Origin of the sequence: Rhizobium phaseoli, assembly GCF_003985125.1 — a bacterium.
GTDB lineage: Bacteria > Pseudomonadota > Alphaproteobacteria > Rhizobiales > Rhizobiaceae > Rhizobium > Rhizobium phaseoli.
In genome coordinates this window covers 1-26,403 of the sequence record NZ_ML133606.1, presented here as the reverse complement: position 1 = coordinate 26,403, position 26,403 = coordinate 1, and the positions used below count along the sequence as shown (strand labels likewise).

20 protein-coding genes and 3 pseudogenes are annotated in these 26,403 nt (G+C 56.0%); 20 read left to right on the top strand and 3 right to left on the bottom strand.

From position 1 onward, the window contains the following. Positions 1 to 8: 8 nt before the first annotated feature. A pseudogene (locus tag EFD56_RS31270) lies at positions 9 to 269 on the bottom strand (transposase); the annotation flags it as partial. 159 nt (positions 270 to 428) lie between these two features. Continuing rightward, positions 429 to 889, bottom strand: a pseudogene (locus tag EFD56_RS31265) (helix-turn-helix domain-containing protein); the annotation flags it as partial. 403 nt (positions 890 to 1,292) lie between these two features. On the opposite strand from EFD56_RS31265, the gene EFD56_RS31260 reads away from it, so the two are divergent. From EFD56_RS31260 to EFD56_RS31230, 6 genes and pseudogenes are all read left to right on the top strand, one after another. Next, positions 1,293 to 3,302 carry a HAMP domain-containing methyl-accepting chemotaxis protein gene (locus EFD56_RS31260; RefSeq protein ID WP_126907063.1) on the top strand — a complete coding sequence of 670 codons (2,010 nt, stop codon included), beginning with the start codon at positions 1,293 to 1,295 and terminating at the stop codon, positions 3,300 to 3,302. A 521-nt stretch (positions 3,303 to 3,823) separates the two neighbouring features. Next, positions 3,824 to 4,009 carry a hypothetical protein gene (locus EFD56_RS31250; protein ID WP_004673279.1) on the top strand — a complete coding sequence of 62 codons (186 nt, stop codon included), beginning with the start codon at positions 3,824 to 3,826 and terminating at the stop codon, positions 4,007 to 4,009. Positions 4,010 to 4,222: 213 nt separating this feature from the next. After that, on the top strand, positions 4,223 to 4,603 hold the full coding sequence (locus tag EFD56_RS31245; RefSeq protein WP_037145338.1) for a transposase: 381 nt from the start codon (positions 4,223 to 4,225) through the stop codon (positions 4,601 to 4,603). Further along, the gene (gene tnpB / locus EFD56_RS31240) at positions 4,600 to 4,953 is read left to right on the top strand and encodes an IS66 family insertion sequence element accessory protein TnpB (RefSeq protein ID WP_037145336.1); all 354 of its coding nucleotides are present in this window, start codon (positions 4,600 to 4,602) and stop codon (positions 4,951 to 4,953) included. Before EFD56_RS31245 ends, tnpB (EFD56_RS31240) begins: the two co-directional genes overlap by 4 nt. A gap of 68 nt (positions 4,954 to 5,021) precedes the next feature. Beyond that, positions 5,022 to 6,557, top strand: a pseudogene (gene tnpC, locus EFD56_RS31235) (IS66 family transposase). Between the two features lie 92 nt (positions 6,558 to 6,649). After that, positions 6,650 to 7,126, top strand: a complete 477-nt coding sequence (locus tag EFD56_RS31230; protein ID WP_037145334.1) for a hypothetical protein — start codon at positions 6,650 to 6,652, stop codon at positions 7,124 to 7,126. 105 nt (positions 7,127 to 7,231) lie between these two features. On the opposite strand, the gene EFD56_RS31225 is transcribed toward EFD56_RS31230, so the two are convergent. Then, positions 7,232 to 8,218: an AraC family transcriptional regulator gene (locus EFD56_RS31225; RefSeq protein WP_126907062.1), complete on the bottom strand. Its 987-nt coding sequence runs from the start codon at positions 8,216 to 8,218 to the stop codon at positions 7,232 to 7,234. A 1,191-nt stretch (positions 8,219 to 9,409) separates the two neighbouring features. Between EFD56_RS31225 and EFD56_RS31220 the strand changes: the two genes are divergently transcribed. From EFD56_RS31220 to EFD56_RS31140, 14 genes are all read left to right on the top strand, one after another. After that, positions 9,410 to 10,159, top strand: coding sequence for an SDR family oxidoreductase (locus EFD56_RS31220; RefSeq protein WP_037145327.1), 750 nt, complete (start codon positions 9,410 to 9,412; stop codon positions 10,157 to 10,159). A 99-nt stretch (positions 10,160 to 10,258) separates the two neighbouring features. After that, positions 10,259 to 10,630: an IS66-like element accessory protein TnpA gene (gene tnpA / locus EFD56_RS33780; protein ID WP_425352115.1), complete on the top strand. Its 372-nt coding sequence runs from the start codon at positions 10,259 to 10,261 to the stop codon at positions 10,628 to 10,630. Further along, entirely contained in the window at positions 10,627 to 11,016 is a 390-nt protein-coding gene (gene tnpB / locus EFD56_RS31205; RefSeq protein ID WP_109701155.1) for an IS66 family insertion sequence element accessory protein TnpB, read from the top strand. Before tnpA ends, tnpB (EFD56_RS31205) begins: the two co-directional genes overlap by 4 nt. A 9-nt stretch (positions 11,017 to 11,025) precedes the next feature. After that, complete coding sequence (tnpC, locus tag EFD56_RS31200; protein WP_126907061.1) at positions 11,026 to 12,660, top strand: IS66 family transposase; 1,635 nt, start codon at positions 11,026 to 11,028, stop codon at positions 12,658 to 12,660. After that, positions 12,660 to 12,959 (top strand): hypothetical protein, encoded by a 300-nt coding sequence (locus tag EFD56_RS31195; RefSeq protein WP_037145494.1) that lies wholly within the window; start codon positions 12,660 to 12,662, stop codon positions 12,957 to 12,959. Before tnpC (EFD56_RS31200) ends, EFD56_RS31195 begins: the two co-directional genes overlap by 1 nt. 244 nt (positions 12,960 to 13,203) lie before the next feature. Then, complete coding sequence (locus EFD56_RS31190) at positions 13,204 to 15,717, top strand: methyl-accepting chemotaxis protein (RefSeq protein ID WP_008534365.1); 2,514 nt, start codon at positions 13,204 to 13,206, stop codon at positions 15,715 to 15,717. Between the two features lie 184 nt (positions 15,718 to 15,901). Further along, positions 15,902 to 17,101, top strand: a complete 1,200-nt coding sequence (locus EFD56_RS31185; protein WP_008534366.1) for an ABC transporter substrate-binding protein — start codon at positions 15,902 to 15,904, stop codon at positions 17,099 to 17,101. A gap of 431 nt (positions 17,102 to 17,532) precedes the next feature. After that, positions 17,533 to 20,091, top strand: a complete 2,559-nt coding sequence (locus EFD56_RS31180) for a sensor domain-containing protein (protein WP_037145492.1) — start codon at positions 17,533 to 17,535, stop codon at positions 20,089 to 20,091. 352 nt (positions 20,092 to 20,443) lie between these two features. Beyond that, complete coding sequence (locus EFD56_RS31170; protein WP_011053353.1) at positions 20,444 to 21,328, top strand: MBL fold metallo-hydrolase; 885 nt, start codon at positions 20,444 to 20,446, stop codon at positions 21,326 to 21,328. A gap of 12 nt (positions 21,329 to 21,340) precedes the next feature. Beyond that, positions 21,341 to 22,468: a zinc-dependent alcohol dehydrogenase family protein gene (locus EFD56_RS31165; RefSeq protein WP_004673287.1), complete on the top strand. Its 1,128-nt coding sequence runs from the start codon at positions 21,341 to 21,343 to the stop codon at positions 22,466 to 22,468. Beyond that, the gene (locus EFD56_RS31160; protein WP_080712022.1) at positions 22,468 to 23,262 is read left to right on the top strand and encodes an N-acyl homoserine lactonase family protein; all 795 of its coding nucleotides are present in this window, start codon (positions 22,468 to 22,470) and stop codon (positions 23,260 to 23,262) included. The genes EFD56_RS31165 and EFD56_RS31160 overlap by 1 nt, the downstream gene beginning before the upstream one ends. Before the next feature lie 120 nt (positions 23,263 to 23,382). Continuing rightward, positions 23,383 to 24,072 (top strand): GntR family transcriptional regulator, encoded by a 690-nt coding sequence (locus tag EFD56_RS31155; RefSeq protein ID WP_016737430.1) that lies wholly within the window; start codon positions 23,383 to 23,385, stop codon positions 24,070 to 24,072. Positions 24,073 to 24,201: 129 nt separating this feature from the next. After that, complete coding sequence (locus tag EFD56_RS31150; protein ID WP_037145490.1) at positions 24,202 to 25,431, top strand: alpha/beta fold hydrolase; 1,230 nt, start codon at positions 24,202 to 24,204, stop codon at positions 25,429 to 25,431. Positions 25,432 to 25,618: 187 nt separating this feature from the next. Further along, a partial coding sequence (locus EFD56_RS31140) for an IS256 family transposase (RefSeq protein ID WP_126907060.1) occupies positions 25,619 to 26,403 on the top strand: 785 nt, incomplete at its 3' end.

Below are 26,403 nucleotides of genomic sequence, written 5' to 3'. Positions count from 1 at the left end.
CCCTACCATTTTTTTGCAAGAAGCTCGCGGAGCGCGGCCGCATCCAGCATCTGTTCGGCCAGCAGCTTTTTCAGCCTGGCGTTCTCGTCCTCAAGCGCCTTCAGCCGCTTGGCCTCGGACACTTCCATACCACCGTATTTGGCTTTCCAGTTGTAAAACGTCGCTTCCGAAATCCCGTGCTTGCGGCAGAGGTCGGCTGCCTTCGCACCAGCCTCCTGCTCCTTCAGCACCGCAATAATCTGCTCTTCGGTAAATCTCTGCTTCTTCATTCGTCCGTCCTTTAATGGGCCGGACTCTAATCCATTCTGGAGGAAATTCTCAGTGGCAGGTCACCGCTCCTGAAAGCCGATCCCGGAGGGCCATCCTCCATCATTCACGCAGCTTCACGTTACGGGGTTAGCTCATACTGAACTCCTTCCGTGCCTCTGCAGCACACTTTCGTCGATGAAGATCAGTTTCTCCGGATCGAGGTCCAATTGACCATCGAACCAGGCGCGCCGGCGCTTCAGGACGTCCGGTCGGTCCTGCTCCAGTGCGTGTGCGGTCTTTTCTTAAAGGTCCACCCACGGCCTCGGAGCCAGGCGCCAAGTGCGCTGCGGCTGATCTTCACCTGCCGCTCGACGGACAAGCGCTCAACCATCTCATCGAGCGTCACATCCCTACGCTCGTTGATCAACGCGACAACGAATTCCTCGTGTGCATCCACTGCCGAAGGTCGTCTCCAGCCCTGTGGCCGAGCAGTTAACTCACCCTCTTTCGCTCTTGCAATCCAGCGGATCGCCGTCGAAATCCCAACTCCGAACCGAGCTGCGGCCTGTCGAGCCGACATGCCCGCCGCAGACGCTTTCAAAACCCGTATTCGAAGATCATCGCTCAGTGCTTGTCCCATCATCCACCTCTTCTCTGTGGATGTTGAATCAGCTTCGATGGACGCCGTCACATCACAATCGATTCATCGATCGCAGGACTTGCTCTAGGTCGGGGGCTCGTGGCGGGGCGAAACTCGGTTGCTGAAAACGATGATGCTCTTCGAACGGCGCCAAATGAAATTTTGCCGGCTGCATCCTCCTTGTAAGCGCGGACGATCCATTGGACGCCTGACTATCCTTAAAACGTCGTCTTTTTGCATTCGAGACGGGCAGGAAAGGCTTCATTAACCAACGCAACAAATAGGTATTCTCAGCTATGTCACAGACCCACAAGATTGATCTGCCGTTCGAATGAATGAAACGGCAATTGGAAGATTTGAGTAGACAAGTCGATCGTCCACCTCACCTAAAAGGTTTGCCTTTATGCCCAAGTCCATTAGACTCGCTTTATCTTTGATATTTGTTCTACTCTCTCTTCTCGCGGCGGGCCAGGGCATCGTGAGTATCGTCAAGCTGCTGTCCATTAGGAGCAATATATCCGAAGTTGCCAGCAACTGGCTGCCATCGATCGATGTGATAAATCGGATCAATACGATCACCGGGGACTACCGCATCCTGCAGTTCAGGCTGGTGACAAAATCATCAGATTCGACGAGCCTTGCGCATAATATCACCACCTTCCGCCAGAAGATGGAGGATCTCGCGAATGCCCGTGGTGAATATGAGCCGATGGTGACATCCGGCGAGGAACGTCAGGCCTATGACGCGTTCTCCGCTTTGTGGACGCAATATCAGGAGGATGGCGAGCGGATTGTTAAACTAATGCAGGCAGGCAAGAAGGATGAAGCATTTGCTCTTCTAACGAGTGACGCCACGACGAAACTGTATAATGATAGCGGAGCGCTCCTTGACCAGGATGTCGCAGTTAACAAGCGTGGTGGAGTCGCGGCCGTCGGAAACACGATGGGCGCCGTTTCATCGACGGTTTTGGTCACCATTCTTGCCATGGCGCTGGCAACTACGACGGGCATTATAGCCCTGCTTTACTGCATCCGGAAGATTACCGATCCGATCTCGCGGTTGACTACCACGATGGGCGTACTGGCAGATGGTAATCTCGACACTGAGGTTCCTTTCGCAATGCGCGCCGACGAAATCGGCAAGATGTCGAGAGCCGTTGAGGTATTCAAGCAAAACAGCATCAAGGCCCGCGATCTGAACGCGCAGGAGGCCGCGTTGCAGGCCAAGAGCGCCGACTTGCAGTCGAGCATTGCCGAGGTGGTGTCAGCCGCCGTAGCCGGTGACTTCACCCATCGCATCACCAAGAAATACGGCGATGCGGCTCTCGACCGTTTTGCAGGAAGCGTCAACGAGCTGGTCACCTCTGTTGACCGGGGCATCGCCGAAACTCGCCGAGTTATCTCAGCGCTTGCCGATGGGGATCTGACGGAAAACATGTGCGGCGAGTTTCAGGGAGCCTTTGGTGAACTGAAGAGTAATGTCAATACCACCATGGCAGCCCTTCGATCCGTATTAGGCGAGGTTCGCTCCGCCGTCGACACGATCAACGGCGGAGCCGGCGAGATGCGCATCGCCTCAGGCGACCTTTCAAAGCGCACGGAACAGCAAGCCGCGGCCCTGGAGGAGACCTCTTCGGCGCTTGAGGAAATCACGGTGGCGGTAAAAAGCTCGACAGAAAGAGCCACGGAAGCCAGCCATATGGTCGATGAGGCACGCAGAAGCACCGAGCAGTCGAGCGCGGTTGTCAAAGACGCGGTCGCCGCCATGGGCCGCATCGAGCAGGCCTCGGATGAAATCGGCCAGATCATTAACGTCATTGACGAGATCGCCTTCCAGACCAATCTTTTGGCCCTCAACGCCGGCGTCGAGGCGGCGCGTGCGGGTGACGCTGGAAAGGGTTTCGCCGTTGTGGCTCAGGAGGTGCGTGAACTGGCACAGCGCTCCGCCACTGCCGCCAAGGATATCAAGGCGCTGATCAACCGGTCCGGCGACGAGGTCAAAACTGGGGTCAGGCTGGTAACGGCCACAGGCGATGCCCTTGGTCTAATCCGAGGCCACGTGATCAAGGTGAACGAGCACGTTCATACGATCTCGACGGCGGCACGAGAGCAATCGACCGGGCTGGCGGAAGTCAGCACTGCGGTCAACCAGATGGATCAGACAACCCAGCAGAATGCGGCGATGGTGGAAGAATCGACGGCGGCCACCAACCGGTTGGCGGATGAGGCTTCCAATCTGGCGCGGCTTATTGCGCGCTTCAGGCTCGACGGTTCGACTTATGTACGGCGTGTTGCCCACCAGAACGGTAAGCCGGCCGCCTCGCCAGCGCGTGCCCTCTCCCAGAAGCTTGCCGGCGCCTTCGGCGGACGTACTACAGCCGCTGTCGCGACTAAGGAATGGGAAGAGTTTTAATGAATCATGTCATAATTCACCGCAGGATATTATCGGTTTCCATCTGGCAGCCAGCAGTTCTGCATGAAGACGACGTTGATCCCGGAAATCCGGGGGTTAGCAGAGGCGACGCCGCTGCCCCTAACGCATGTTCTCGGTTCAGGGATCTGCCGGTTCTGTCATTCCGGTGATAGAGCTTGCTGCCGAGATAACCAATCCCATCGGTCTAGCCACAGCGCGATTGTCGTCGTTGAGGTAGCAAATGGTATCATCGGCCCGGTCGTCGATCAAGTCTCTGGCATTCTATCGATCAACGGCGATCGGATCCAACCGGTTCGGACTTAGGCGCGACTTCGACCCAACCTTCAGCTACGGAATCACTACGCTTGAACAAGGGATGGAATGCTTCCTTAGTTTTGAGCAAAGGTTTGGCACCAATCAGGACGCATCGCAGCTGCCTAGCAGACTTTTGCTTTTTCACCTTCCGCGACTGTCTTCCTTCAAGACGCGGAGTATTTACGAAATTCAACGAGAGTTCGAAGATGTCCAAAGTTATCGCAATCAATTTCGGGCAACAGGCTAAGACAGATACCCACTTAGAAAGCCACGAAGATGCACAGTCGCAGCGCCTGGAGCAAGAGCGGCTGCAAATGATCCAAATCACCAATCACCTTGAAGCACTGTACGCTCGGCTGCTGACCGTCTGTGGCGACAGACCGAAAAATTAAGGGCGCAGCGATGGTATAGCCCGGTGGAGCGCTGCGAACCACAGCGCCATCGCGAAGGGCTATTTCCGGGTCAGCTTTCGGGCGGAGAGGCCTGCGAAGCACACATAGATCGCCTATGCGGCAGAACATCGTAACCGGTGTGCCGCTCCCACGTTGTCCTCGCTGCATTGATCTGTGATCGCCTTACCATGGACGAGCAACGGGAGTTTCTCCATGGAGAATACATTGGAGGTTCTCACGACCAGGAAGTCTGGCTGTGAGGTTCACCGGCACTGGCCGGACGAGGTAAAAGCGCAGATTGTTTCGGAGAGTCTTCGGCCCGGAGTGATGGTGAATGAGGTTGCCGAACGACATGGCTTGAAGCCGTCCACCTGGCGAACGATGGCGCGGCAGGGCAAGCTGGTTCTACCCGCACCCGAAGATGCGGTAGAGTTCGCAGCGGTGATCGTCGAACCACCTGTTTCGGAACCGTTGATTAAGAAGGCCACCACCCGTCCCGAGATCATCGTCGGGTCCGTCACCATTCGTCTGGAAGAAGGCGCATCTGCCACCCGGATCGCCGCTGTCGCGCGTGCCTGCGCGGTCCCAGCATGATCTTTCCATCGAACCGGGTTCGGATCATGGTGGCGACCAAGCCCGTCGATTTCCGTAAGGGCCATGATGGACTGGCGGCGCTGGTCAAGAACGAGCTGCATAAGGACCCGTTCACAGGGACGGTCTTCGTATTCCGGTCACGGAAAGCAGACCGACTGAAGCTGATCTACTGGGATGGCAGCGGTCTGGTGATGGCCTACAAGCGGCTTGAAGAACACACCTTCACCTGGCCGGGCATTAGTGATGGCCTGATGACACTGGGCCACGCACAATTCGAAGCATTGTTTGCGGGCCTCGACTGGCGTCGCGTCCGTTCCGTAGAGGCGAGACCGCCGGACGCCATCGAATAGATGCGGCACGATGACTCGGACGTTGGATTCTTCCGGCGAAGCGTTGCGGGGTTTGATAGACTTCGAGCATGTTGGACGCCGCCGATCTTCCAGACGACATTGCTGCGCTGAAGGCCATGCTGATCGCGGCGCAAGCGCGTGAAGTCCGCAAGGACGACCGGATCGAGCGTCTGGAGAAGCTGGTCGCTGCCTTCAAGCAGGCAGCCTTCGGCCGCAAATCCGAGAAGGCCGATCCTGATCAATTCGATCTCGCATTGGAGGACCTGGAAACGGCCATTGCTGCCATCCATGCCGAAGATCAAGCCGATAGCCCCTTAGGGAAGCCGCAGCCTAAACCCCGCGCCGTCAATCGCGGCTCTCTGCCCGCTCATCTTCCTCGTGTTGAGGAGATCATCGAGCCGGAAAGCCTGATCTGCGCCTGCGGCGGTGGCCTACATTGCATCGGCGAGGACGTCTCCGAGCGGCTGGATGTCATCCCGGTGCAATTCCGTGTCATCGTTACTCGTCGTCCTAAATATGCTTGTCGCTCCTGCACCGACGGCGTTGCCCAAGCTGCAGCGCCTGCAAGATTGATCCACGCCGGGTTGCCGACGGAGGCGACCATCGCGCATGTGCTGGTCTCCAAATATGCCGATCACCTGCCGCTTTACCGACAGGCCCAGATCATGAGCCGCCAGGGCGTTGATCTCGACCGCTCCACGCTTGCCGATTGGGTCGGCCTGGCGGCATTCGAGCTTCGCCCGGTCTTCGACGCTCTGATCGCCGACCTGAAGCGGTCCACCAAGCTGTTCATGGACGAGACCCGTGCGCCAGTCCTCGATCCTGGCTCCCGCAAAACCAAAACCGGATACTTCTAGGCGTTGGCCCGCGATGACCGACCTTGGAGCGGAGGAGCGCCGCCGGGCGTCGCCTTTACCTACGCTCCAGGGCGTGGCGGGCAACATGCCGAACGGATATTGCAAGGGTTTACGGGCGTGCTTCAGGTCGACGGCTACGCCGGATATAATCGGCTGATTGCGCCGGATCGTGTGGGTTCCGACATCCGGCTGGCCTATTGCTGGGCGCATGCTCGGCGTAAGCTGGTCGAGATCACCCGCGCCGGCGCGACCCCGATTGCTGAGGATGGCGTGAAGCGGATCGGCGAACTCTATCGCATCGAAGCAGAGCTGCGCGGTCTCGACGCCGAAGCTCGCCGCGCTGGGAGGCAGGCACAGTCAGTGCCGTTGATCGCAGACATGCGGACATGGCTCATGCTTCATCGGGCCCGCGTCGCTGGCAAGTCGCCGCTCGGCGAAGCACTCGCCTATGTCGCCAAATACTGGGATGGGCTCTGCGTCTATCTGACCGACGGTCGCGTCGAGATCGACAACAACAGCGTCGAGCGAACCATTAGGCCGATTGCTCTCAATCGGAAGAACGCGCTCTTCGCCGGACATGACGCTGGAGCGGAGAACTGGGCGATCATCGCTTCGCTGATCGAGACGTGCAAGCTCAATGCCGTCGATCCGTATGCGTATTTGGCCAGGGCCCTGGCCGCCATCGTCAATGGCCACAAGCAGAGCCGAATAGGAGAACTCCTGCCGTGGAATAACTTGGTGGTGTGATATGTGCTCAAAGCCTCTATTGCCGGGACGCAGACGATTGACAGCTTACAACTCATAGAGGTAGCTCTGGACCACCTTGTCTGAGCAGCGTTATGGCCGTCATTAATCCGCACCAGGACCACTTTCCCGATATTGGCGATCAGGAGATTGCCAGTCTGGGCGTACCTTTTGCTTTTGTCTCTGTTTTCGATCACTGGCTGACCGAAGCGGAATGTACGGCGACAAGTTTGTTCACCTATGAAAGTGCTCTAAAAGCCAATCAACTTCAGGATTATTTAGCCGGGGAGAGAAAATTTCTCGCGCTCTACAATCATCTTGGAAACGCCGGCACCATCGTGAACTTTTCAGGAGTGCTTCGACCCATAGTTTCCGCAAGCTCCGAATTTCAACGCATACTGCGGCGTAGTCTACGCGAGGCTCGGTTCATGGATGTATACCTTGAGGGATACGGGGTGCGCATCCTTGGGAATTATGACCGCACCGATGTAATTATTGCGGAAACATGCGAGCAATTAGATGTGCTGGAAACGGAAATCGCTCGATTCGACCTTCACATGCTGCGTAAGTAACATCGGCTGCCAGCTCCTTTTGGCACACAGCTCCGATCCACGTCATGGCTGGCTCTCGACCCTTCAAACGGTCCTGGTCAAGGCGCGGTGTGCCCGGAACAACGCTTACAGAACATCGCTCATATGCACTGTTTTAGATGGCAGTTCGCCGTAACGTCTCTTGTACTCTGCAGCAAAACGGCCGAGGTGTGTGAAGCCCCACTTAAGCGCTATTTCCGAAACGCTGATTTTAGCGCCGTTTTGCAGCAGTTCCTCTCGAGCTGCGCACATACGCAAGTCTCGGAGGTGCATTGTGGGGCTGGTATTACGAAATTGTCGGAAGCCGTGCTGCAAAGTCCGCACGCTGACCTTGGCCGCAGCGGCGATATCGTTAAGGGAAATGGGTTGAGCCATATGCTCTTCCATAAACTCCATTGCCCGTTTCACGTGGCGAGGCGTGGGAGACGGAGCCGGACGACGAAGTTCATCGGTATAGCGATGCATACAGCTTTCGATCAAAAGGTACTCTATCGCGTCGAGGAGCGAGCTATAGGCCGACGGGCATTGTCGCAGAGCCCCCCCGGCACTGAGGCCGCGATGGGCAGACAGGGCTAGTTCTCGCATGAGCGTTCCCGCGCTCGATGCAAGATCAAGGGTCGGCTGAATTTGCAGATTTCCGCTGATCGTCCGATCGAGCATGCGAGAAAGCTTGTCACGCAAGGATTGCGTATCGATCGTCAATGACAGTTGAGATCTTATGCCATCTTGTCGGGCATCCAGCGGAGCATTTGCAACATGCGGCGACTCTACCTGTTGCCCAGACCAATGAAAGACTGCATTCCCGGACGCCGGCAGGAAGACCGTTACGACGTCAACTGGGGAATCTAACATGACCGAGAACGCCTCTTCATGATGGGCATCCGCAACGCCAAAACCATCAAGGGAAATTCGACTGCAGCGAGAGTTAAGCGATCTACTGTCTTGTTGAGCAAGGTCAGAGGACGCCAGGGGCGATGATATCAAAGGCAAAAGACGTTCGGCATCGGAGCCCTCGATAAAATTGTCTTTCACTAAGGTCCCTTCATCGGGCTTGCTGAACAAACTTTCGGTCATCCAATATAAACCTATCTATGAACACCAACTCGGACATGCCGGGACTAGTTTTCCAAACCTTCAAAGCTCAAGATGGCGTGCGAGCGATTTTGATCGCGTACATGACCGATTCGGACCTTTGTGGAGGCCGGTTGAATCTCTCATTCCCTAGGCTTTCGTCATGGCGGATCATCACCAGCACCGACATCCACGTTCTCCCGCTCGAGATGGCCTCCTAGTTTTTCAGCGCTGCAGTTGGGAAGCCTCTAATGATGCGATGACTGGCTTCCACAAGCCTCGAACAGATTGACAGATTGTCTGATATACGTTAATGCTATTCCTGATCAAAGGCAAGGCAGCATCAGGGAAATCTGCCACGGTTCTAGTGGAGTTCCCGCACGGCAAATCAATCTAAAGATGCCTCCCAAGGCGAGGGGTGACGGGCTGCTTTCGATCGCAGCCCGTCACGGGAAGGGTGGGAGTGACTATGAGTGGGAGAGAACCTACGCCAACCGACCTTGGAGGCCGTTGAGTCGACACGGAGAAAAATGATTGTGCTGTAGGATGGCCCCACGATTTCGCCACACGCTGGTCCTCTTAACCTGCGCATCAGCATACTTCGGTTATGACGTATAAGAGAGGCACGCTCCAGGCTCAACACTCGGAGACGCAAAGACGTTGACGAGTTCTTTTGGCCTACTAAGCGAGGCGGTCGCGGCAAATATCAATGCGTAAGCCGCGCCTCGTCGCATTGAGTTGACTTTGCGCTCTTCTTAGCGGGTACGCACTCCGGGCGTCTGATTGGGCAAAAGAAGAGCTTAAGGACGAAACCTGATGATGGTCAAACAGCTTGTGCTGCCATAGGCGTGCTGTTGTCTGTGCCGCGCGAACGCGAAAAGCGCGATCAAATCGGAACGTGGCGGCGAGAGAAGACTAACAGGAAAGACCACATCAAACTCAACCGGGTGTCGGAATACCGATGCTTACGGCATTGCGGGCATGAGGCCTCAAAATGACGCCGGTCTCGACATGTGTCCGCCGAAAATCGCAAAAAGGAATTGACAGATTGTCGGACAAAAATTTTACTATATCGCCCGCGCATTGCTTGTTCGCGGGAGACGCAGCGACGGACCGGGAGTTATAAGTGCTAAACTTGGCCAAAAATGCACAAATTGTCGACCTTCTTAATCTACCGGAAGCGGCGACCGGCGCGTGATACAAGCGTCTCTGACTCACAAGGCGTGTCATACTCCATCGACCGAGGTACTGGTTGAACGTGACAGTGACGCCAACATTTCTCCTGGGGAAAAAGTCTGTGTCTTGATAGGCGCGTCAAATCCTGTTGGTCTTTGTTTGGCGCGCTCATTTATAGAAAAAGGCTATCGGGTCGCCGTAGGCGACGCCAATCCCGCCGACTTCGCCTCCCTGGCTGAAGGCCAGGGAAACAATTTTTTACCGGTCAAAGTCAACCCGAACAGAGACGTTTACGTCAACTCAATGGCTGACCAGGTGTATTTGCGCTGGAGACGGGTCGACGTTCTGGTGAACATAGTTTTCCGCAGAAATGAAACAACCCAAACTGTAACGGGATCGCTATCCAGCGCGAATCTGGGGCTTGATGCCGTATCCAATCTAATCAGAGTTACAGGTGCCTTTAGCTCTCGACTTCAGGGCGCGGAGCTTGCCGTAGTGGACGTCGCATGGTTCGAAGAGACGACCTCGGTGGAAGCAGAAGCCGTCCTTCAAGCGGCGTTGCGCACTACTACCTCCGCAATTGCTAGGCAATATTTCGGTTCCGGGCTGAGGATAAATGCTGTACACGCCAGCGATGTGAACTCTACGTCTTCAAGCGAAAATGACGTGCTTCGAACAGTGATCCACGCCGTGCAATTCCTGGCGAATTCGGAACTGTCCGGAAAGCTGACAGGGAACGTGCTGGAGATCGATCCTCGGTGCAGATAGATCGTATGCCTCCGCCGAAGGCCGTCTGCCCTGATTTGGTGATTGGCTTTAAGTCCATGCCTTATGTCATGCGCTACAATCATTTCCCCCATTGAGGTCTTGTCCGCCGACGATCTTGGTCGCCGACGGGATTGGTCGGACGAAGAGAAGGTTCGGATCGTCGAGGAGAGCTTGCAAGGTTTTCGGCAGGGGTCGGTAACGGCGCGGCGATATGGATTGTCGCGGTCATTGTTGACCCGTTGGCGTCGGGAATACCGTAGTGGCCTTCTGAGCGCTTCCGCATCAACAAGCTTCGTGCCACTTACGATTTCGCCGCCGCCGCCGGCATCTTCCGCGATGGTCGGTCCGCTCCGGTCGGACGGCGACAAGATGATCGAGATCGGCCTGCCGAACGGTCGACGGCTGACGATCCCAGCCTCACTTGATCCGACCATCCTTGCCCGTCTGTTGCCGGTTCTGGATGCGTCATGATCGCCTTTCCGGCCGGGGCGAAGGTGTGGATCGCGGGCGGGGTGACGGACATGCGCTGTGGCATGAACAGCTTGGCGCTGAAGGTTCAGCAAGGCCTTGGCCGCGATCCTCATGGCGGCGAGGTCTTCTGCTTCCGGGGGCGCAAGGGTGATCTGATCAAGGTCCTGTGGCATGACGGTGTCGGCATGTCGCTTTACATAAAGCGCCTCGAGGCCGGCAAGTTCATCTGGCCGGTCAGCCAGAATGGCTCCGCCGTGCCGGTGTCAGCGGCGCAGTTGGGCTATCTCCTGGAAGGGCAATCCCCGCTGGACGCAACGGCCTTCGAAGGCAGGATGATCGCCTGCATTGCCCTGTTTTTGTTGGGCTTTCGACATGCGACATGGTAGCTTCCGGCCATGGATGACGCTGCTTCGGAGATAGCCAGACTGCGCGCCGCGCTTGCGGCATCGGAAGCGCGTGCCGCCTGCGCCGAGGCCGATCTCGCGCAGGTGCGCGCCGTCGTGACGACCTCCGAGGCGATGATCCGGCACCTCAAGCTTGAGATCGCCAAAATGCGTCGGGAGCAGTATGGCCAGAGTTCGGAACGGCGCGCCCGGCTGATCGACCAGATGGAATTGCAGCTCGAAGAACTCGAGGCCGACGCCACCGAGGACGAGATCGCCGCGGAACGCGTGGCAGCGAAGATCACAAATGTCTCGGCTTTCGAACGCCGCCGGCCGGCCCGCAAGTCGTTTCCCGAGCACTTGCCACGTGAGCGCCTGGTCATCGAAGCTCCCTCGACCTGCGACTGCTGCGGCTCGGCCCGGATCGTGAAGATGGGCGAAGACATCACCGAGACATTGGAGGTGATCCCGCGCCAGTGGAAAGTGATCCAGACGGTTCGCGAGAAGTTCACCTGTAGGGACTGCGAGAAGATCAGCCAGCCACCAGCCCCCTTCCATGCGACACCACGCGGATGGGCGGGACCCAACCTGCTGGCGACAATCCTGTTCGAGAAGTTCGGCCAGCATCAGCCCTTGAATCGCCAGGCCGAGCGCTACGCCAGGGAAGGCGTCGATCTCAGTCTCTCCACGCTCGCAGATCAGGTCGGGGCCTGTGCGACGGCCCTGCAGCCGATCCATGACCTGATCCGCGCCCATGTGCTGGCCGCCGAGCGACTGCATGGCGACGACACCACCGTGCCGCTCCTGGCTCCGGGCGCAACACGGCAGGCAAGGTTGTGGACTTACGTGCGCGATGACCGCCCCTTCGCGGGCACAGCACCTCCCGCCGCACTCTTCCACTTCTCTCCCGATCGCGAGAAGACCCACCCTAACCAGCATCTCGCCGGATGGCATGGCACATTGCAGGCCGATGCCTACGGTGGATACAACGATCTCTATCGCGCCGATCGCCGTCCCGCGCCGGTCAGGAGCGTGCTCTGCTGGAGCCATGCGCGGCGCAAGTTCTTCGAACTGGCCGACATCGCCGGCAACGTGCGCAAGGGCAAATCCGCCCATGAGATATCGCCTGTCGCGCTCGAGGCCGTGGCCCGCATCGACGCGCTGTTCGACATCGAGCGCGGCATAAACGGCATGTCTGCCGAGGAGCGACTGGCAGCAAGGCAACAGCATGCTCGTCCGCTCGTCGAAGAACTGCACGATTGGCTCATGGCCCAGCGTTCCCAGCTGTCAAAGCACAATCCCGTCGCCAAGGCGATCAACTACATGTTCGAGAAGGAGGGCCGCTGGGAAGCCTTCACACGGTTCCTCGACGACGGCAGGCTGTGCCTTTCGAACAATGCGGCCGAACGGGCCCTGCGCGGTATCGCTCTGGGAAGAAAGGCCTGGCTATTCGCCGGTTCCCAGCGTGGCGGCGAGCGTGCTGCCTTCATGTATTCCCTAATCGTCACGGCAAAGATGAACGATATCGATCCGCAGGCCTGGCTGGCGGACGTGCTCGCCCGCATGCCCGGCATTCCTGTATCACGGCTGCCGGAGCTGTTGCCGTGGAACTGGCCCGCCGGAAGAGCCCGGCAGATGGCGGCCTGATGGCGCGCCCGACGCATGTCTACACGATCGACTACGTCGCCACGCTGATCGGCGAGAACCTCGAACTCCTCCAGGAAATCGCCAGCAACCCAGACAACATCGATTACGGCGAGATGATCCATGCCCATGACGGCAGCGGAGAGGGCATCACCACCTTCACCGACCGGGGGATCGAAAGCTTGAAGGAATTCCTCGCCGATATCCGCACCTGGGACGGCGGTGTTCGGCAGTTCCTTGTCGATGAGCAATGCGATCAAGAAAAGATCGAACGCATCATGGCAGACGAGCCGAAATCATAAGCCCTCGCGGCCTTCGCCGGATGGATACGATAGATCCACTCCCACGTTCTGATCCGGCAAATCTGCAGGTATTAACCTTCCGTTAAGTTTCTCGAAAGACGCAATGGGTAAGAGGTCAAATCCTAACAACACGTAAAAAAGTTTCGATTGTTTTAGTGAAACTCTTATCCATGTTCGTTCAGGCTCAAACATTACTATTCCAAAAGCGAGGCCCCAGCACCGTTTGAGCCCTTTGGAGGTAAGTATGTTCGTCGATCGCCTGTTGTCCACCTTTACCATAAGAGCGAAGGTGTTGTTGGTACTTGTACCCTTGATCCTGATATTGGCGGCAGTTGGTGGGGTCGGCTTAAAAGCAACTGGCTTGCTTCAGTCTCGTCTTCGGCTTTCAAATGAGGTTCTTCAGACCTTGAGCGGGTTTCGAAGTGTCGCGGAAAGCATGAACCGCTTTTTGGCGCAAAGCTCAACGGAGTACCGAGATGAGGCGCTGACAAGTTTAAACGGCCAGAGCGCAACCATGCAGTCGCTCCAGGAAGCGGCGGCAGGTAGCGGGAGCGAAACTGGTGCGCTCGAAAACAGTGTATCGGCAATGTCCGTTATCTCGGGCAGCATCGGCCGCATGTGGTCTTTGCATAATGACGAGGAATCCGTTCGCAGCGACATTGTTTCCAACTTGTCGAAGATCAAGGAGGTCGGAGGCGCCCTTAAATTGGCTGCGGTTGATGTGCGCTCACAAGTACGCAATCAGGAGAACTCCGGGAAAACCATGCTCCGGGAGGCTACCCGCTCACTCGATACGGCATCAGTTATGCAACACATGGCGGAAGACTTGGTGAGCTTGCCGGACGGAGCGAAGCAGCCTCCGACTGTCGCCCAGCAAGGGCTTGTGATCAAAAAGTCGCTAAAAACAGTTAAGCGGGTAGTCTCGACTGCTGACGAGCAGGCCGTTACTAAAATTGAGAGGACTATCGCCAAGCTAATCGCCAACCCCGAATTTGTCGACCCTTCCACACGGCTTGCCGGCTCTGACCTACAGAGCTTTGCGACGAACCTGCGAGTGGATGCGATCCAGCACATGATTGAAGGAACAAATGCGATCCGGGCGTTGGATAAAGCGTTGACGGATTCCGAAATGCTTGTTGCGACGGCGACAACGATCGGCCAGGACGCCGATTCGATCGAAATCGAAATCAATAACCTGTTCCGTACAGCCAACGCAGAGAATCAGCAGCGCCTCGTTGAGCAACTTACAAAATTGGCGCGTGACACCGTGGCAGTTGGAGGCGTTGCCAGCTCGATATCTGGCTTCGATAAAATGCAGGAAGATCTATTCGCCCAGGTGGATTCTATCCAAGAGAACACAGAGAAGCTGGTCAAGATAGCGGAAGCCCGCCAAGCGCAATATTCTGAGGCGGACAAAACCGGCCAGGAGATCTGGAAAAACCTCGTAACCTTTGCAGCAACTCAGGAAAACGATGCTCGCAATGAAAGCAATCTTGCCCGCTTGCTGTCAACTATCGCCACAGTGTCCGGCGTCTTGGTAGCCTTGGCGGCTGGCGCCGGCCTGATGGCGACACTTCGCGCCCCGATCGAACGGATCGCGAAGCGCATGCAAGAGCTGGCAAAGGGCGATCTTCGATCGCAGATTGTCGGACGTGACCGGAGAGACGAAATAGGTGAAATGGCTCGCGCACTCGAGGTTTTCCGTGAAAATGCTGTCTCGAAGATGGACATCGAGACACGAACGGAAGCCGATAGGAAAACCGTTGAACAGGAGCGGATGGATCGTGAACGCGAACGCGCGCAGATGGAGGAGGAGGTCGCAACTGCCGTCACCATTCTAGGAGAGGCGTTATCTCGATTGGCGCGTGGCGACATCTCTCAAGAAATTGACCGCCAATTCCATCCCAATCTTGAGCCGCTGAGGCGCGATTTCAATCACTCGCTTTCGATCCTGAGAGAGACAGTGTCTCATATCGACGAGAATACCAATCAAATTCAATGGGGAACCAGCGAGCTTTTCAAAGCCTCAGATGATCTGTCGCGGCGAACTGAATTGCAAGCCGCCTCACTGGAGGAGGCTGCGGCCGCCGTCGAACAGGTGACGGTCACGGTCAGAAAATCATCCGAGAATGCCTATGAAACCCAGGCTTTCGTGTCTGTTGTTAAAGAACACGCCGAGGGTGCGGCAACCATTGTGACCGATGCGATCAACGCAATGGGCAGAATAGAAGACGCGTCCCACAAGATCGGCCAAATCATTGGTTTGATCGATACGATTGCGTTCCAGACGAATCTTTTGGCACTAAATGCTGGTGTCGAGGCGGCTCGTGCTGGAGATGCCGGAAAGGGTTTTGCAGTCGTAGCCCAGGAAGTGCGCGAACTTGCCCAGAAATCATCAGCTGCAGCCCGCGAGATTCGCCACCTGATTTCGGAATCCTCTTCGGAGGTGGCGATCGGCTCAGATTACGTGGGGAAAGCAGGTGAGGCGTTACACAACATAACGGCGTCGATCTTGAAGATTTCCGATCGGATTGATCAAATCGTCAATTCGAGCCGCGAGCAAGCGGCGTCCCTCGCCGAGATCAACAATAACGTCAACGTCCTTGACCAGGGAACACAACAAAACGCTGCCATGGCCGAGCAGACAAATGCCGCGGCAAAGACTCTCTCGGATCAGACTAACGAACTCAGCGAGCGGCTCGCTTCATTCAAATTGACCGAAGATAAGTCGACGCGTCGGGTTAGGTTAGTGGCGTAAGCTGCGCATCGAACGAGACTGCCACGCGTCGGATGGCCACTGTGATAGCGGCGTTCTACTGAAGGGAAATCCGCTTACGGAAGCGAAATCCGGCCTTAGGCGCTTGGTCTCCCTTTCGCCGCCCGTCTGACTGTAAAAAACCCACCTAGAGCCGATCAACCTTCAAGAGATCAACTGCTTTGCAATGCTCAGAGACACGAGAGGTATCAAATCCGTGCGCATACGTGAAATTACAAGAGCCATCATTCTAATCACCGGCTTGGTGATCCCTTCTGTAGCGGCCGCCGGTGGCCTTACGGAATTGCCGCGGGAGGAACGAAAAACCTACGAGTTGCTCGATCCAAAGTTGCCTACAGGTGAATCTGTCTTCCGCACGTTTAAGGCACAGCGAGCACCGCCGTGGAAAATTGGGTACGCATCGACATATGCTGACAATTCTTGGCGTGCGAGTATTCTTGATGAGTTCACAAACAAGATTGTTCCAGCTTTCAAGAAAGCGGGGCTGGTCTCCGAGTTCATCGTCACCCAGTCAAATCTTGAAGACGCTGTCCAGATCAGGCAGATGCGGCAGATGGTAGACGACGGCGTTGATGCAATTATTATCTGCTGTTCGAACCTCACGGCGCTTAATCCTACGATAGAGTATGCGTATTCAAAAGGAGTGCCTGTGTTCTCGTACTCTGGTTACGTAACATCGCCGTTCGCCGTCAACGCAACTGAGAACAACATGCAAGGCGGGTTTGAGGCGGCGAAGTGGCTCGCTGAAGAAATCGAAGGAAGTGGCAATGTGCTTCTCGTTTCGGGGATCTCCGGCTTTGCCTCCTCGGACAGCTTTGACGTCGGCGCAAAGAAGGCTCTGGAGTATTATCCCGAGATAAAGATCGTAGGTCATGTCGACGGGAAATGGACAGACAAGGTCGCGCAGGCCGAGGTGCAAAAATTCCTTGCAGCGAATCCCGGTCGAATTGATGGTATTATCGTTCAGTCGGGAGCTGAGAATGGTGTTATCAACGCGGTGCGCCAGTCCGGGCGCGACATGATCCCAATCGTTCTAGGGGGCGAAGCTTCGGCAGCCTGTTACTGGCGACGGAACCCCGACTTCGTAAGCAAGAGTTTTCATTTCTGGCCGCCGCGCTCTGAGGCGGGTTTCGTATGGGACGTAATGATGCGAACTCTTGAGGGACAGGGCCCCAAAATTCAGACAATCCTGCGGCCAGCAATTCCCAGTACCATAGAGGATGTAATGGCGGATTTGCCAGCTGATTGCGATCCTAACTCTGAGGATTGGATCGAGCCGAAGAATACAGCTTGGTGGTCTGCCAGCGCTGCTGCTAAATATTTCGATAACCCAGCGGATCCGCTCTCCTGGAAGCCGGCCGATTGAAGATCGCATGCGGGGTCTGTGTGGAATGCGGTGCCTTCATGATCGGCTCTCGTGCAAGGTAGGCTGCGCTAAGGAATGACAGTTCAAATTGGGAAATGCCCGGGTCGCCTCAGGAGAGATGAGACAAGCGATCCGGTTCCAACGAACATATTTGCTCCGCGGTAGCATTCTTCCTCCGGCCCGCCTCTCGCCAACGGGACAACATACTCATTGCGCCAATCAATCTACGTGCTGCCGCGAAGGTTGTTGCTTCGAATGTGAAAGCAAAGTTCATTTCCGACCGCACTATCCGGCTCAGGCCGACGCGCGGTTCGACGCCTTACTGACATATCTGCATCAATTTGTTGCTCGAATGATTTGGGTGGCGTTCCCGGAATTCCTGATCGGATGGATGATGCATCCTGTCTTGGCCCTCGGTAAGGAGCTTCACGATGAATTCGACTTTACAACCGCTTTGGCAACGCTCCTTTTTTCAGAAAAGGCGCAATCACCGGAGGGACGAAGCGCTGCATCATGATACCTCAGCCGACCGAGGAGCGCTGCTTGAAGCATTGATCGGCGTGTTGCCCCTCCCAATTTTCTTCAAAGATCTGCACGGTCGCTATGTCGGTTGCAACAAGGTTTTCGAAGATCTCCTCGGTCGCTCGCGCGACGAGATCATCGGGAATACAGATTTTGATCTCAGTTCAACGCAACTGGCGGAAATTTATTCTATTGAAGAGAAAGGCCTTCTTGAAAGGGGTGGAGCCCAAGTCTCCGAGCGTAAGATCGCTCTCGCAAACGGCGCCATCCTGGATGTTGTCTGCAACAAGGCAGTTTTCAGAGGTCACGACGACGAGCCCGCGGGTCTGATTGGCGTTATCATCGACATAACCGAACACAAGTTGGCGGAGCAGGAACTCAAAAACGCTCTCGAACTAGCCCAAGGGATCGTCACCGCTATTCCAGACGTTCTGTTTGAGGTCGACGAGGATGGGCGATATCTTCAGGTCTGGACCAGAAATCCCGAACTACTAGCCCAGCAGCGGGAAATGCTACTGGGTAGGACGGTCGACCAAGTTCTTGCGCCTGATCAAGCGGCTATTGCAATGGAGGCGCTTCGAACTGCAAGCAGTGAAGGAGTTGCCTACGGTCGATGCATTAGCGTATCCTTGCCAAACGGCGAGACCCGATGGTTCGAGTTGTCGGTGGCTAGACGACCAAGCGCCGATCCTGACGCCGCCACCACGCTCCTGGCATTTTCGCGTGATGTCACGGAACGAAGGCAGGCGGAAGACGCCATCAACTCCGTGCGGACGCAATTGCTAAGTGTGCTGCAAACCATTCCTGACATGGTTTGGGTAAAGAATGTCGATGGCGTACACCTGTTGTGCAATCATGCATTTGAGCGGCTGACCGGGAAATCCGAGGCGGAGGTCGTTGGAAAAACGGACCTTGAATTGTTCGGGGCTGAGAGAGCTCACATTTCCGGAAAATCTGATGAGGCCACGATCGAAGCCGGTGGCATACTTATCGACGAGAATTGGGTGGTTTCCCCGGAGAACGGTCAGTCCATTCTTCTCGAAACACGTAAACTTGCGGTCCTCGGCGCCGGGGGAGAGGTTACAGGAGTCCTCGGGGTCTCTCGCGATGTCACGGAACTGAACGCTTCGCGGGAAAAAATCAGGCAAATGGCCTTTTACGATCCGGTGACTTCTTTGCCGAACCGCTTGCTGTTTAACGAGCGATTGCAAAAGGTCGTCAGTGACGCGTCGTCTCAACGTCGGCGGACAGGGGTAATGCTGATTGACATCGACCATTTCAAAGTCGTGAACGATACGATGGGTCACCCTGTGGGTGATCAACTACTCTGCCAGGTCGCTACCCGGCTTAAGAAATCTGTCCGCGATCTCGACACGGTTGCGCGTCTCGGCGGCGACGAGTTCGCGATTCTGTTGCCGGAAATCCAGACAACCGACGATCTCGATTGGGTTGCGTGCTCGATCCTCGAGAGATTCAAGGAATCTTTCCTATTGGATGGCAAGGAAGTCTACGTGTCATGCAGTGTAGGCATCGCGATCTCGCCCGACGACAGCACAGATGTCAACGATCTGGTGAAATACGCCGACTCTGCGATGTATCTTGCCAAACGCTCGGGGAGAAACAGTTTTCGCTTTTATTCGAAGGATTTGACTGTGGGCGTGGAGGAGCGCATGCAGTTGGAATCTGAATTGCGCCGCGCTATCGAGCGCGAAGAATTGGAGCTGCACTACCAGCCCAAGGTGCTTCTGGACAGCGGCGTTATGATAGGATCGGAAGCGTTGTTGAGATGGCCTCATCCCGAGATGGGCATGATTCCGCCGGTTCGATTCATTCCGGTCGCTGAGGATACCGGGCTGATCGTTGAACTCGGGCGATGGGTGCTGCGTGAAGCGTGCAAGACGGCGAAGGAGCTGAACGCCGATTGCCACCACCTGCACAAGATTGCAGTCAACCTTTCGGGTAAGCAATTCCAATGCTCACGGTTGGTAAACGAGATCGCTGCAATCCTCGGTGAAACTGGTTGCCGCGCGGAATGGATCGAAATCGAAATCACGGAGAGTCTGCTTCTCGATCGGAAGGGCGAGACCCTGCAGACGCTTCTTAAGCTGCGTCAAATGGGATTTTCGATTGCTATCGATGATTTTGGCACCGGTTACTCGGCGCTCAACTATCTAGCCCGCTTCCCGATCGACACGCTGAAGATCGATCGGTCATTCATAAATAGCTCGGACAAAAGGAACGAAGAATTGGTCAAAGCGATTCTGTCCATTGCACAATGTCTTGGACAGGACGTGGTGGCGGAAGGTGTTGAGACCGCCGAGCAGGCAGCATTTCTCGCAGCGAACGGATGCGGTTCGGCGCAAGGCTTCTTTTACAGCAAGGCCCTGCCGAAGATGGAATTGATCGCTCTTTGGGTGCGCGCGTCCGCCACCGGCTTCGTTTCAGATCGTTACGCCGCTTCGCGATGATGAGCGCGAATAAGGGAAAATGTCACCTGTCTGATGGACGGTGATGCGGTGCGCGCTGTGAGACAACTCAACTTGAGCCTCGTCAATCTCTGAATGTCTGCGGTTTTTCGCGGAACAGGGGGCAACGCTGGGTCAACGACCATGCGTTGTGCGGCCCCGCGAGCCGCATTCTCGAATGCTCTGCTCCTACTGCGCGGCATTCGGTAGGCCGGGGAAAACGCGGTACACCGGCTCCTAAAGCAAGGCAGTCGCTCTCGATATGTCTTTCTTCAAAAATATTTGACAGATTATCATACAATCTGCCAAAAATGTCGCCAAGCACCTGATGGGAGGAAAATCAGTGTCTCTTAGTATGCATCACCTGGCCAAGCTTCCGTATTTTTATCCGTTCGAATTTGGCGATGGAAAAATCACGGTACTGTCCGACGGGCCGTTAGAGCTAGGAGATCCTCGCCTGAACTTCTTGGGGGTAGAGCCACGCACGGTCAGCCTGATGCTAGAGGACAATTTCCTGCCAACGAACAAAGTTGTACTCGAGCAAAACGTGCCGCTTGTTGAGATAAATGGAAGAACAATTCTATTTGATACCGGGATGGGGTCTTCCAAAGCTTTCGGGCCCACCACAGGTCGACTCCTAGCCAGCCTGAGAGAGGCAGGTCGAGATCCGACGGAGATCGATGCGGTGGTTCTGTCGCACGCCCATATCGATCATATCGGCGGTCTGTGCGATGCCAATGGAAGGTTAAATTTCCCGAACGCCGACATCTTCATCAGTGAGCGAGACTTCACGGACTGGACGGACGGGTCGTCGATCGATTCTTCATTTCAATTTCAAATCGATAACGCTCGGCGAAACCTGCTTCCCCACAAGGATCGGACCTTCTTTTTCAAAGACGGCGAGGAGTTCTTGCCGGGCGTTCACGCGATTTCGGCCCCCGGCCACACGCTCGGTCATCATTGTTTTATGCTGCAGTCGGGAAACGATCGCCTCTGTTTTCTCGGCGACCTTACGCACCATCATATCCTGTTGATGGAGAGGCCGATGATGGAATTCCGATACGACACGGACCCGAAGCTGTCAGCTAGATCCCGCACGCGCGTGCTTGATATGCTGGCGACAGATCGCATTGCGGTAATGTCCTATCACTTCGCATGGCCAGGTGCCGGGCATGTGGTGCGAAACGGAGACGGATTCCGCTATATCCCCTCTCCAATGCAGTTGCTTGCACATCGATAAGGAATTTCAAAGATGCAGATGCGTTCGGTAATCCTCAGGGAGTCGGGTCTGCCGAAGCCCTATTCAAATTCGAAACCTCTTAAGATTGAGCTTGTGGAACTGACGCCGCCTGGCCCCATGGAGGTGTTGGTCAAGATCAAGGCTGCCGGTGTCTGCCACTCTGACCTGTCCGCAATCAATGGGGACAGACCGCGTCCGCTTCCAGTCGCTCTAGGCCATGAGGCATCTGGCGTTGTCGCAGCAATCGGACCGAGTGTCGAGAAGGTTGAGGTTGGTGACCATGTAGTCATGTCATTTCTGCCGGTTTGTGGCCATTGCTCATATTGCGCTGAAGGCCGCGCCAGCCTCTGCGAACCGGGCTACCAGGCCAATGCTGCAGGAACGCTTCTATCCGGCGGCAAGCACATCCGTTTGAGAGGATACGAAATTAACCACCATAGCGGCGTTTCTGCGTTTTCCGAATATGCTGTCGTGTCGGCGAGCTCGGTAGTCAAAGTGACCAAAGATATCGATTTGGCGACAGCTGCTCTCTTCGGCTGTGCCGTTATGACCGGCGTTGGAGCTGTGATGAACACGTGTGGGGTCCGCCCAGGCCGTAGTGTGGCGGTAATCGGGCTCGGCGGCGTAGGCCTTTCGGCGATACTTGGCGCTGTTGCGAGCGGTGCAAGCGATATCGTGGCGATCGACCTAATCCAAGCGAAGCTGGATCTTGCCAAGGAGCTGGGAGCGACGAAGACTTTTTTGGCCACCTCGCCGAATATTGTTGCCCAAGTAAAAGGCGCGACAAGCGGCGGGGTAGACTACGCGATAGAGATGGCTGGATCCAAAAAGGCATTCGAGCTTGCATATGAGATTACCCGGCGCGGAGGGATGACCGCTACGGCCGGACTGGCCAGCGCAAATTCCCGTTTCGAGGTTTCGCCCTTGCCGTTGGTCGGAGAGGAGAGAACGATCAAGGGCAGCTATATGGGTTCCTGCGTGCCATCGCGCGACATACCCCGCTATATTGACCTTTACCTCAAAGGTAAGCTGCCAGTGGACAAATTGCTGTCGAGCACTGGCCCCCTTGATGAGATCAATGAGGTTTTCGACCGTCTTGACAGGGCCGAGATCAATCGACACCTAGTCTTGATGGACTGATGGCGGGGAGAATTCTCTTGAACGAGTGGACAGTGCTCGCCATCCATTACGGCACCGCGCAAAGACCAGTAAGTGACCTGATACTAGAGACGGATGACATTCATGATCGTCCATCACAAATCGACTACTTCGTGTGGCTGATCCGTCTCGAGGACCGATTAATTCTTGTTGACACTGGTTTCGAAGCCGGAGAGGGCGCGGCCAGAGGGCGGACCCTCTTGATCCATCCGGTGGCAGCACTGAGCAGCCTTGGCATCAAATCCAGCGAAATTACTGATGTCGTTGTAACACACCTGCACTACGATCACGCCGGAAACCTCCCGGCCTTTCCTAACGCCACTTTTCACATTCAGGATCGGGAGATGGCGTATGGAACGGGGCGGTGTATGTGCCATGAGCGAATGCGTCGGCCTTTTGCTACAGAAGGTGTCGTCGACGCGGTCCGGCTCGTTTTTCAGTCACGGGTACGGTTCCATGATGGGGATGGGGAAATTGTTCCTGGATGCAGGGTGCATCTGGTTGGCGGTCACTCGAAAGGTTTGCAAGTTGTTACGGTGGGAACAGGCGGCGCTTTGCTGGTTATCGCTTCCGACGCGCTTCATTTCCAGCACTATCTTGAAAATGACGGCGCGTTTCCCCTGTTTGCAGATTACCTAGAGGTCATCGAGGGTTACAACAAGCTCCGCGTCCTTGCCGGAGCAAACGGACTCATCATTCCGGGTCATGACCCTGAGGTGCTACAGAAATTTTCTCCCCTTGCGCCAGACCTCCAGTTCGCTAGAGTTCTCCTGTGACCCACAATAAACCGATTGAAATTTTTTGCTGTTTGCAGACAATCGGGTTGTCCTACGAAACGCTCCGGCAGTATATTGATTCTGTGCGTCACTAGAAATTTCATCGAAGGTTTGTTGTGAATGGGAACGATCGACCTCCAGATTACACGTCAAAACGCCTCTCTTCGAATCCTTGTTGAGGATAAGCTCCGGCAGGCTATTTCAAGTGGCCGTTTCAAGCCCGGGCAGCGGCTGGTGGAGCGCGAGTTGTGCGAACTCATCGGGGTTGGCCGAACTTCAGTTCGCGAGGCGCTACGCCAGTTAGAAGCTGAAGGGCTTATTACTAGCTATCCGCATCGGGGGCCGGTTGTCAGCACTATCAGCTACGAGGAGGCTAGGCAGCTTTATAGTGTACGCGCGCTGCTTGAAAGCTTTGCCGGGCAGGAGTTCGCCGAGAACGGTTCGAATGAAGAGATCGTTGCTCTCCTCGAGACCGTGGAAGCGTTCGAAGCCGCAGCCAAGAGCGGTTCCGGAACGCGGATCATCGAAGCCAAGACCGCTTTTTACGATTGTTTGATGACCGGCAGCAAGAACGTGTTTGTGAAGCAAATGCTCACGTCGTTGCACAACCGGGTCACATTGTTGCGGATGACATCGATGACCCAGCCAGGGCGGCTGCAGAACAGCGTTTTCGAGATAAGAGAGATTGCGGCCGCTATTGCGTTGCGTGATGGCGACAGGGCAGCCGCGCTTTGCAAGCGCCATATCGAAATCGCGGCTAAGGTGGCGTTGGACTACTTGAGCAAGAACCCCGTCGAAACCTCCGAGTAGTTCCACAAAACGAAGTTCAGGCGACGGCTAAGGTTGACAGATTGTCTGAAAATCTGCTTACCTCTCTTATGGGAGGTGAGACACAGGAAGTGCGGCTTCCCAACAACATCATTTTGTTAGGGAGGACGTATGGGCGCCCATGCCGAGCTGATTAAACGCGTAACCCTGGCGATCGAAGATCCGGAGCTACCGCGACTGACCCCAGGTCTTACAACACGGATCTCGTTGCAAGTTGGACCAGAAAAGTCATCACTTGCTGTGGGAGGCGGGATAGTCGAACTGGACGGCGCGGACGAAAATGCTGACGTCATACTGAGTGCCCCAGAAGGAGCTTGGGAAAAGGTTATGCAGGTGCCGCCGCCGGCAACCTACCATTCGTTCACCGCCTTTCAACTCGCTAACCCTGAGTTCACGTTATCTGGTTCGCCCGTAGCAATCGCTCAAGCGCGTCCCGCTCTGGAGCGACTGTTCGAGATCGTCGTAGCGTCTCCGCCGCTAGTTGCGCCGAAGGTCGATCGAAATATTGAACAGGTCACCGGACGCTATAAGCGGGTAGAGGTCGGCGGCGTAGAACACGATATCTTTTACGAGGAAGCCGGTGCAGGAACTCCTATCCTTTTCCTCCATACGGCTGGCGCAGACGGCCGTCAGTTTCTACCGCAACTCTCCGACACTGGGTTTGCGCGTACGAACCGATTGATCTCAGTTGATCTGCCGTTTCACGGACGTTCGATGCCTCCTTTAACTTGGGACGGCTCGCCCTATCAACTCACAACGGATCTCTACCTGACCTGGTGCACGGCGATACTCGACCAGCTCGTCGGAGACAGAGCTATCGTCGTTGGAGGATCTATGGGCGCGGCGATGTGCATGGTGCTGGCGGCGGAGCGACCGGAACGTCTAATGGGTGTAATTGCGGTCGAGCCGCCGTTGAAGTCAAAGGGCCGTCGCAACCCCTTTCAACACAACGTCAACGTTCATGGGTCGCTTCATAACTCAGCCTATGTCCGCGGAATCATGAGCCCGCTCAGCCCGCAAGAAGAGCGACGCCGCGCCAGTTGGATCTACTCGCAGGGTGCTCCTGGAGTTTATCCCGGCGATCTTTCGTTCTACAGCGACGAGTTCGACGGTGCCGTCGTCGGTCCGAAGATTGATGCCAAGCGAACACCGACCGTTCTTCTCTCCGGGACCTATGACTACTCTGCGACGCCTGCAGACGGAGCAGCGCTAGCGGCCCTCATTCCTGGCAGCCGTCATGTCGTTATGGAGGGGCTTGGGCACTTTCCGATGTGCGAAAATCCTGACTATTTCCGGAGCTTCTTGCAAGACGCTATTCGGTTCGTCGAAGATAACGGCTGATCACAAAGCAACCGCGTTGGCCATTTACCGATCGTGTCCCAGTACGTGGCGTAGGTGACGGTAGGGAGTAAAGCCGAGCGCCCGCGCGTGTCATTGCGCTGTAGCGGGTGATCGGCTTTGCGGGCGGCCATCAGTGTTTTCCGCTAGGGTCGGGTTGTTCAAGACCAACCTGACGGAAAGACCACCGATGACCAATGACATGATGAACGTGCGCTCACTTGTTGAGAAGAGTGCCGATGCAGATTTGTTGCGTGAGATGATCGGCCTTGCTGCCGAGCGGCTGATGGAGCTGGAAGTAGGCTCGGCTACGGGTGCAGACTTCGGTGTGAAGAACTCGATGCGGCTCGCACAACGCAATGGCTACCGTGACCGCGATTGGGAGACGCGGGCTGGCACCGTCGAGCTTCGCATTCCGAAGCTGCGCAAAGGCAGCTACTTTCCGAGCTTCCTTGAACCGCGCCGCATGGCAGAGAAAGCTCTGACGGCCGTTATCCAGGAAGCGTATATCCAGGGAATCTCGACCCGTTCTGTCGACGACCTGGTCAAGGCCATGGGTATGAGCGGCATCTCCAAAAGCCAGGTGAGCCGCCTGTGCGAAGAGATCGACGTCAAAGTGAAGGCGTTCCTCGACAGGCCGATTGAAGGTGAGTGGCGGTACGTCTGGGTGGACGCGACCTATCTCAAGGTCCGGCGTGGCGGCCGCATCGTCTCAGTCGCCGTCATTATCGCGGTGGGCGTCAACAGCGACGGTCGGCGCGAGGTCCTGGGTATGGAAGTTGGCACCTCGGAGGCCGAACCGATCTGGACGGAATTCCTGCGCAGGCTAACGCGCCGCGGTCTACGCGGGGTGAAATTGGTTGTCTCTGATGCACATGAGGGCATCAAGGCTGCCGTTTCCAAGGTTCTCAATGCCACTTGGCAAAGGTGCCGGGTTCACTTCATGAGGAACGTGCTCGCGCATGCTGGAAAGAG

Coding starts and splice junctions, on each gene's coding strand:
- EFD56_RS31260 (WP_126907063.1), top strand. CDS start 1,293: ATGCCCAAGTCCATTAGACTCGCTTTATCTTTGATATTTGTTCTACTC.
- EFD56_RS31230 (WP_037145334.1), top strand. CDS start 6,650: ATGGCCGTCATTAATCCGCACCAGGACCACTTTCCCGATATTGGCGAT.
- EFD56_RS31160 (WP_080712022.1), top strand. CDS start 22,468: ATGGCGGGGAGAATTCTCTTGAACGAGTGGACAGTGCTCGCCATCCAT.
- EFD56_RS31190 (WP_008534365.1), top strand. CDS start 13,204: ATGTTCGTCGATCGCCTGTTGTCCACCTTTACCATAAGAGCGAAGGTG.
- EFD56_RS31245 (WP_037145338.1), top strand. CDS start 4,223: ATGGAGAATACATTGGAGGTTCTCACGACCAGGAAGTCTGGCTGTGAG.
- EFD56_RS31165 (WP_004673287.1), top strand. CDS start 21,341: ATGCAGATGCGTTCGGTAATCCTCAGGGAGTCGGGTCTGCCGAAGCCC.
- EFD56_RS31225 (WP_126907062.1), bottom strand. CDS start 8,218: ATGACCGAAAGTTTGTTCAGCAAGCCCGATGAAGGGACCTTAGTGAAA.
- EFD56_RS31195 (WP_037145494.1), top strand. CDS start 12,660: ATGGCGCGCCCGACGCATGTCTACACGATCGACTACGTCGCCACGCTG.
- EFD56_RS31250 (WP_004673279.1), top strand. CDS start 3,824: ATGTCCAAAGTTATCGCAATCAATTTCGGGCAACAGGCTAAGACAGAT.
- EFD56_RS31170 (WP_011053353.1), top strand. CDS start 20,444: ATGCATCACCTGGCCAAGCTTCCGTATTTTTATCCGTTCGAATTTGGC.
- EFD56_RS31180 (WP_037145492.1), top strand. CDS start 17,533: ATGAATTCGACTTTACAACCGCTTTGGCAACGCTCCTTTTTTCAGAAA.
- EFD56_RS31155 (WP_016737430.1), top strand. CDS start 23,383: ATGGGAACGATCGACCTCCAGATTACACGTCAAAACGCCTCTCTTCGA.
- EFD56_RS31185 (WP_008534366.1), top strand. CDS start 15,902: ATGCTCAGAGACACGAGAGGTATCAAATCCGTGCGCATACGTGAAATT.
- EFD56_RS31150 (WP_037145490.1), top strand. CDS start 24,202: ATGGGCGCCCATGCCGAGCTGATTAAACGCGTAACCCTGGCGATCGAA.
- tnpB (WP_037145336.1), top strand. CDS start 4,600: ATGATCTTTCCATCGAACCGGGTTCGGATCATGGTGGCGACCAAGCCC.
- tnpC (WP_126907061.1), top strand. CDS start 11,026: ATGGATGACGCTGCTTCGGAGATAGCCAGACTGCGCGCCGCGCTTGCG.
- tnpB (WP_109701155.1), top strand. CDS start 10,627: ATGATCGCCTTTCCGGCCGGGGCGAAGGTGTGGATCGCGGGCGGGGTG.